Origin of the sequence: Spongiactinospora gelatinilytica, assembly GCF_003236385.1 — a bacterium.
Classification (GTDB): Bacteria; Actinomycetota; Actinomycetes; order Streptosporangiales; family Streptosporangiaceae; genus Spongiactinospora; species Spongiactinospora gelatinilytica.
In genome coordinates this window covers 1-2,599 of sequence record NZ_POUA01000619.1, presented here as the reverse complement: position 1 = coordinate 2,599, position 2,599 = coordinate 1, and the positions used below count along the sequence as shown (strand labels likewise).

The following is a 2,599-nucleotide window of genomic DNA, read 5'->3' as shown; positions in this document are numbered from 1 at the left end:
CCCGGAGATCACCACGACGGGCACCGCGGTGTCGTCCTTCAGGCGCTCGATCAGCGCCGCCACCTCGCCCTCCCGGCCGGTGAAGTCGGCGATGTTCAGCGGGAGTTGCGCGGGCGAGGGGGCGCCGCCGTGGGCGACCTCGCCGCGGAGGATGGTCAGGTGGAGTTCGCGCAGCTCGGGGCCGGGTTCGACGCCCAGCTCGTCGGCCAGCAGCCGCCGGGTCTCGGCGTACAGGGTCAGCGCCTCGGCCCGCCGGCCGTTCCTGGCCAGCGCGAGCATGAGCTGGCCGCGCAGCCGTTCGCGCAGCGGGTGCGCGGCCACCTCGCCGACCAGCTCGGCCACCAGGTCAGGGCCGCGGCCGAGCGCGAGGTCGGCTTCGACGCGGTTCTCCAAGGTGGTCAGCCGCCACTCCTCCAGGCGCGGGGCGTCGTCTCCGGCTTCCAGCTCGGCGTACGCGGGGCCGCGCCACAGCGCGAGCGCCTCCCGTAGCAGGCCCGCCGCCTTGTCGTGCTCGCCGCGCCGCAGCGCCGCCGCCCCGCCGTCGGCGAGCGACGCGAACCGGTGCAGGTCCAACTCGCCCTGCCGTACGGCGAGCAGGTACCCGCCGTGCCGCCGCACGATCCGGTCGGCGCCGAGCACCCGGCGCAGCCTGCTGGCGTAAAGCCGCAGGTTGTCACCGGCGGTACGGGGCGGCGCACTGCCCCACAACGCCTCGATCAGCACATGGTCGGCGACCGGCCGGTTGGCGTCCGCGATCAGCGCGACCAGCATGGCCCGTTGTTTGGTGCTTCCCAGTGGTATCCGGGCTCCGTCCTGCCAGACTTCGACCGGTCCTAATATCGCGAAATCCATGTCGCTCCCAACCGGAAGACGTCATCAATCTGCACGAACACCTTAGGAGCGTCAAGCACACCGGATGTGCGCGAACCTGCGGGGACGTGAGTTCGCCGACCGGCGTCAGCGCAGACCGTTGACGACCATTTCCGCGTACGTGCCACCGATCTCCGTCGGCGAGATCGCGCCCTCCCCGTCGAGCCAGGCATGCGTCCAGGCGCCCATTCCGATGATCCCGAACGCCACGATGCGCGGCGGCCCGACCTGCCGGAAGACGCGTTCGCGTATGCCGGCCTCGATCACCTCCACGAAATGGCGCTCGAACTCCTCGCGCTTTCGTTTGATCCCGCCGAAGACCTCCCCGGAAAGAAACCGGCGCTCCTGAAGGAACACGGTCATCTCCGACTTGTAGATGACCATCGGCTCCAGCAGCGCCTCCACGATCAGCCGGCGCAGTTTGGCGTCGGCGCGCAGCTTGGCGTCGGCGACCACCTTGCGGGCGCGGTAGAGCTGGTAGTCGATGAACCGGTCGTGTACGTGGAAGAGCAGGTCTTCCTTGCTCTTGAAGTGGTGGTAGAAGGCGCCTTTGGTGAGGTTGGCGGCGGCGGTGATGCTCTGCACGGACGTCGCCGCGTAGCCGTTCTTCTCGAAGAGCTGGATGGCGCTGGCGAGCAGGGCGCGGCGCGCCCCCTCAGGGTCGCGCACGATCGTGCGCCGACCCTGATCGCTCCGGCTCCTGGGACTGAGATCCGCCATGTCGCCTCTCCGCATCGGCCCGCCGCGCCCAACCCTACTCTTCAGACCGATCGGTATCTAAATCAAGGAAACGCGTGTTGCGCTTTTCTCGCTAAAGACCGACCGGTCGGTACGCCATCAGGCCACCCGCTCGCGGAGCACCCGCCGCAGTACCTCGGCGAACTCCTTCGTCTTGTCAACAAACCCGACGTGCTCCCCGGGGAACTCCACCGGCTCGACCCCGAGCCGCGCGCTCAGCGCGGTCGAGGTGTCGTAGGTCATCAGCGGCCGTGATTCCGCGCCGATCCCCACCACGATCCGCGCCGGCCCCGCCCGCAACGCCGCGACATCCGGCACATACCCACTCGTCGTCCGCAGCTCATGGAGGAAGAACCGCCTGCTGTTCTCCAGCAGCTTCTCCGGAAACTCCTCCGGTGGTTCCTCGTCATCGCCGCCGGTCCCGAACGCCTCGATGAACGCCTGCCAGGCCGCCATGGCGCCCTCCCGCTGGTACGTCTCGACGATGCCGTCCATCATCACCCGCTGCTCATCGGCATCGGGCAACAGCTCCAGCACCGGCGGCTCGTGCGCCACCAGCGTCCGCACCCGATCCGGGTACAGCGTGGCCAGCGCGAGCCCGGTCACGGCCCCGCCACTGCTCCCGAACACGTCCGCGGTCTCGGCCCCGATCGCGTCCAGCAGCGCGACGACATCCCCCGCCCGCAGCTCAGGCGTGGAATCCTGCTCCGGGTCTGCCAGCACACTGCCCGAGATCCCACGCGGGTCGTGCGTCACAACGGTGTACTCCCCGGCCATCGCCTCCGCCAGCGCCCCGAAGTCCGCCGCCGCCATCGGCGACCCCATCACCATCAACACCGGCCCCTCACCACGCACCTCGTAGTACAGCCGCACGCCGTCGGCCTCCAGGGTGTGAGCAGTGGTCGTCATGAGCGTCATCCTCTCTTCGGCCATCACCAACAGGACTCCGTCGATCGGTGGAACTCATCACCGAGCATCCCACCGCCTTCCC

Annotated in this window: 3 protein-coding genes; all 3 read right to left on the bottom strand. The window is 69.2% G+C overall.

All coding sequences use genetic code 11. The features are described from left to right. On the bottom strand, nt 1-771 hold a 771-nt coding region (locus tag C1I98_RS37785; RefSeq protein ID WP_199537521.1), incomplete at its 3' end, for an AfsR/SARP family transcriptional regulator. A 186-nt stretch (nt 772-957) separates the two neighbouring features. Continuing rightward, nucleotides 958-1,590, bottom strand: coding sequence for a TetR/AcrR family transcriptional regulator (locus C1I98_RS37780; RefSeq protein WP_199537520.1), 633 nt, complete (start codon nt 1,588-1,590; stop codon nt 958-960). Between the two features lie 117 nt (nt 1,591-1,707). Further along, a complete protein-coding gene (locus C1I98_RS37775; RefSeq protein WP_111172042.1) occupies nt 1,708-2,517 on the bottom strand; it encodes an alpha/beta fold hydrolase in 810 nt (269 codons plus the stop codon). Between the last annotated feature and the right edge of the window lie 82 nt (nt 2,518-2,599).

Excerpts from the sequence above, each read along its gene's own strand:
- C1I98_RS37780 (WP_199537520.1), bottom strand. The coding sequence starts at position 1,590 with ATGGCGGATCTCAGTCCCAGGAGCCGGAGCGATCAGGGTCGGCGCACG.
- C1I98_RS37775 (WP_111172042.1), bottom strand. The coding sequence starts at position 2,517 with ATGACGACCACTGCTCACACCCTGGAGGCCGACGGCGTGCGGCTGTAC.